Below are 4,256 nucleotides of genomic sequence, written 5' to 3'. Positions count from 1 at the left end.
TTCAGCGCGTTCGCGCGCCGCGACCCGCTGCACGGCCAGTCGCCGCTGATGCAGGCGCGCGTGATCGCGATCTACCAGCAGAACGGCTTCGGCGCGATGGCGCTCGACGCGAAGAAGGAGTACGTGGAGCGCTACGGCGTCGACAGCGAGTTCAGCCGGCAGAACTCGGCCGCCTGGCAGGAGAACGCGCAGCCGCTGGTCAAGACGAATCTTGCCGAGCTGGCCCAGCACTACCACTCGCAGGCGCAGAAGAGCAAATCGACCGCCGACTATCAAGAGGCGGTGAAGTGGTACCGCAGCTACCTCACGTCGTTCCCGAAGGACCCGGAGGCGGCGCAGAACAACTTCCTGCTGGCCGAGTTGCTGTACGAGGATGGGCGCTTCAAGGAAGCCGCGCCCGAGTACGAGAAGACCGCCTATGGCTACCCGCTGCACGCGAAGAGCGCCGATGCGGGCTATGCCGCGCTGCTGAGCTATGCCGCGCAGGAGAAGAAGGCGACGCCGGCCGAGCTGCCGGCGCTGCAGAAGGAGAGCGTCGAGAGCGCGCTGCGCTTCGCGAACGCGAACCCGGGCGACAAGCGCAGCGGCCCGGTGTTGACCAACGCGGCGGAGAAGCTGTTCGCGCTGGGCGACCAGGCGCGTGCGGCGACGGTGGCCCGGCAGGTGCTGGCGCTGCAGCCGCCGGCCGAACCGGCGAACCGGCGCGTGGCCTGGACCGTGATCGCGCACAGCTCGTTCGAGCGCGGCGAGTTCGATCAGTCCGAGCAGGCGTACGGCGAGGTGCTGGCGTTGGCGCCGGCGAACGATCCGGCGCGCAAGGACCTGGTCGAACGCCAGGCGGCATCGATCTACAAGCAGGGCGAGCAGGCGCGCAGCAAGGGCCAGCTGGTCGAGGCGGTGAAGCACTTCACGCGCGTGGCCACGGTGGCGCCGCAGTCGAGCGTGGCGGCACCGGCGCAGTACGATGCGGCGGCCGCGATGATCGGCCTGAAGGACTGGGACGGCGCGAGCCGCACGCTGGAAGATTTCCGCAAGCGCTACCCGAACCATCCGCTGCAGGCCGACGTGGGCAACAAGCTCGCGCTGGCCTACACCGAGCGGGGCCAGTGGGCGCTGGCGGCCGGCGAGTACGAGCGTTTCGCCGCCACCAACAAGGATCCGGCGCTGGCGCGCGATGCGCTGTGGCAATCGGCCGAGATGTACGAGAAGGCCGGATCGCGTGCGAACGCCGGCAAGGCCTACGAGCGCTACCTGAAGCAGGGCGGCATGTCGTTCGAGGCTTCGGTCGAGGCGCGGTATCGGCTGGCGAAGATCGCGAAGGAGGATGGCAATGCGGCCCGCGAGTTCACCTGGATGAAGGAGATCTACCAAGTCGACCAGGCCGGTGGCGCGGCGCGTACCAACCGCACCCGCTACCTGGGCGCGACTGCGGCGCTCGCGATGGCGGCGCCGGTGGCCGACAGCTACCGCAAGGTGCAGCTGGTCGAGCCGCTGGCTGCGGCGCTGAAGAACAAGAAGGCGCGGCTGGAGGAATCGCTGAAGGCCTACACGGTGGCGGCCGACTACGGCGTGGCCGACGTGACGACCGCGGCGACCTACCAGATCGCGGCGCTCTACCAGGACTTCGGCAAGGCGCTCGTCAACTCGCAGCGCCCGAAGAAGCTGTCGAAGCTCGAACTGGAGCAGTACAACGTGATGCTGGAAGAGCAGGCCTACCCGTTCGAGGAGAAGGCCACCGAGCTGCATGAGCTGAATGCGCGGCGCACCACCAATGGCATCTACGACCAGTGGGTGAAGAGCAGCTTCAAGGCGCTGGGCGAGATCAGGCCGTTGCGCTATGGCAAGAGCGAACGCAGCGAAGGAGTCGTCGATGCGATTCGCTGAGCGCCACCTGACCCTCGTGATGTTGCTGGCCCTCGCCGGCTGCTCGACGATCCAGCAGCCGCTGCAGGCCCTGCGCGATGCCGTGATGCCGGCCAAGGCGGCCTCGGCACCGGCCGCATCGGCCTCGGCACCCGCCACCGTCGCGTCCGCTGCCGCCCCGGTCATCGCCCGCCCCGAGCCCGAAGCCCCGGTCGCCCCCGCGCTGCAACGCAGCTACGACGACGCCCGCCGCGCGCTGCGTGCCGGCCGCATGGAAGAAGCCGAGCGCGGCTTCAAGGCCATCGCGCAGGCCAACCCGGAGCTCGGCGGCCCACATGCCAACCTCGGCGTGATCTACCGCCAGGCCGGCAAGCTGCCCGAATCGGCCGGCGAGCTGGAGCAGGCCGTGCGCCTGAACCCGAAGCAGCCGCTGTACTTCAACCAGCTCGGCATCACCTACCGCCAGCAAGGCCAGTTCCCGAAGGCCAAGGACGCCTACGAGCGCGCCATCGCGCTCGATGCCGGCTATGCGGCGCCGCTGCTGAACCTCGGCATCCTGTACGACCTGTATCTGTGGGATGTTGCACAGGCCGCAGACATGTATGGCCGGTATCTTGCGTTGACTCCGGGTGGCGATGCCACGGTGACCAAATGGGTCGCAGATCTGAAGAATCGTAAGCAGCCTGCCGCGGCGCCCGCGCCGGCAGCGGCTGCGAACCGGAAGGAAAAACCATGAAGTCCCGAGACCCCTTGCGCGCGCCATTGACGGTGGCCGCGGTGTTCGCGATGCTGATCGCCGCGGGCCTCGCGCCGGCCTGGGCGCAGGACCGCGCCGACATCAAGGGCTCGCAGATCATCGGCAACCGCGAGCTGCCGAAGGTGCTGTACATCGTGCCGTGGAAGAAGCCGCTGGCCGGCGACCAGAGCGGCCGCCCCGCCGTCAGCGTGCTCGACGAGGCGCTCGCGCCGGTCGACCGCGATGTGTTCCGCCGCCAGGTCCAGTACGACACGCTGACGCAGCCGGTGGCTGGCGCCACACCCACCGCAGCCGCCAAGTAGTCACGCTTGCGGGCCTGCCGTTTTTTGTCGAATCACAGAGAAGTTTCCATCGGAGATCAGAGATGAATGCGTTCAACACAGCAGTGAAGTTTTTCCAGGATTGCGGCTTGTTCATCTATCCGAGCTTGTTGATCATGGCGATCGGCCTGGCGATCGGGATCGAGCGCTACATCGTGCTGAACAAGGCGCGCAGCGAGAACCGCAAGCTCTGGTCGCACGTGCTGCCGATGCTGCAGAACGGCCGCTTCAAGGAAGTGCAGAACGTCACCGCGAACTCCGATGCCGCGATCGGCAAGATCGTCAACTACGGCCTGACCCGCATGCAGAGCCCGGGCCGCCGTGAAGACTTCGACGCGGCGATGGAAGAGGGCATGATGGAAATCGTGCCGCGCCTGGAAAAGCGCACCCACTACATCGCGACCTTCGCGAACGTGATCACGCTGGTCGGCCTGCTGGGCACGATCATGGGCCTGATCAAGGGCTTCACCGCGGTGGCGCAGGTCAACCCGGCCGAGAAGGCCGAGATGCTGTCGGCCTCGATCTCGATCGCGATGAACAACACCGCGTTCGCGCTGATGGTCGCGATCCCGTTCCTGCTGCTGCACTCGTTCCTGCAGGCCAAGACCGCCGAAATCGTCGATGGCCTCGAGGCCGCCAAGATCAGCTTCCTGAACCTGGTGCAGCGCCTGAAGGCCGAGCAGAGCACCGGAGCGCGCTGAGATGGCTGCTCGTCGTCGCCTGCGAAAGGAAACGGCGCACCTGGAGATCACCGCGTTCATCAACCTGATCGTGGTGCTGGTGCCGTTCCTGCTGTCGACCGCCGTGTTCACGAGGCTGTCGGTGATCGACCTGTCGTTGCCGGCGAAGAACTCCGGCGTGGAGCAACTGAAGGTGGACAACCTTCAGCTGGAGGTGGTGCTGCGCCCGGATTCGCTGGAAGTCGGCGACCGCCTGGGCGGGCTGATCCAGCGCATCCCGAACAACGCGAAGGGGTATGACACCGCGGCCTTGTCGACGCTGATCCAGCAGATCAAGGTCAAGTTTYCGGACAAGGTGGATGCCAGCGTGCTGGCCGAGCCGAACACCTCGTACGACGCGCTCGTGCAGGTGATGGATGCGGTGCGCGTCGTCGCCACGCCCAAGGGGGCGGTGGTGGTGCACACCGAAATGTTCCCCAACATCTCGATCGGCGATGCGCCGGTCGTCAAGCGATAGGGACGGGGGCCATGGCACTGATGACACCGCTGCAGAAGCGGGCCGAGCGCCGCGCGCGCAACCAGACGGGGCTCGACATGAACCTCGTCTCGCTGATCGACGTGTTCACGATCCTGATC

General features: G+C 66.9%; 5 protein-coding genes. All 5 read left to right on the top strand.

Annotated features, from left to right (window positions below; genetic code table 11):
* The coding region (locus AC1D12_RS26315) for a tetratricopeptide repeat protein (protein ID WP_477843919.1) at window positions 1–1,884 on the top strand (1,884 nt) is incomplete at its 5' end.
* Window positions 1,871–2,599 (top strand): tetratricopeptide repeat protein, encoded by a 729-nt coding sequence (locus tag AC1D12_RS26310; RefSeq protein ID WP_477826161.1) that lies wholly within the window; start codon window positions 1,871–1,873, stop codon window positions 2,597–2,599. The genes AC1D12_RS26315 and AC1D12_RS26310, both read left to right, overlap by 14 nt.
* Window positions 2,596–2,922 (top strand): hypothetical protein, encoded by a 327-nt coding sequence (locus AC1D12_RS26305; protein ID WP_477826160.1) that lies wholly within the window; start codon window positions 2,596–2,598, stop codon window positions 2,920–2,922. Before AC1D12_RS26310 ends, AC1D12_RS26305 begins: the two co-directional genes overlap by 4 nt.
* A gap of 107 nt (window positions 2,923–3,029) precedes the next feature.
* Window positions 3,030–3,641, top strand: a complete 612-nt coding sequence (locus tag AC1D12_RS26300) for a MotA/TolQ/ExbB proton channel family protein (protein ID WP_465112520.1) — start codon at window positions 3,030–3,032, stop codon at window positions 3,639–3,641.
* Between the two features lies 1 nt (window position 3,642).
* The gene (locus tag AC1D12_RS26295; RefSeq protein ID WP_477843917.1) at window positions 3,643–4,137 is read left to right on the top strand and encodes an ExbD/TolR family protein; all 495 of its coding nucleotides are present in this window, start codon (window positions 3,643–3,645) and stop codon (window positions 4,135–4,137) included.
* Window positions 4,138–4,256 lie beyond the last annotated feature (119 nt).

Source organism: Rhizobacter sp. P1_G5 (assembly GCF_056405435.1).
The sequence above is the reverse complement of the archived record's forward strand: the minus strand, read 5'-3'. Positions and strand labels throughout refer to the sequence as shown.

Bases quoted from the DNA above. Each gene is read 5' to 3' on its own strand.
- AC1D12_RS26305 (WP_477826160.1), top strand. From the start codon at position 2,596: ATGAAGTCCCGAGACCCCTTGCGCGCGCCATTGACGGTGGCCGCGGTG.
- AC1D12_RS26310 (WP_477826161.1), top strand. From the start codon at position 1,871: ATGCGATTCGCTGAGCGCCACCTGACCCTCGTGATGTTGCTGGCCCTC.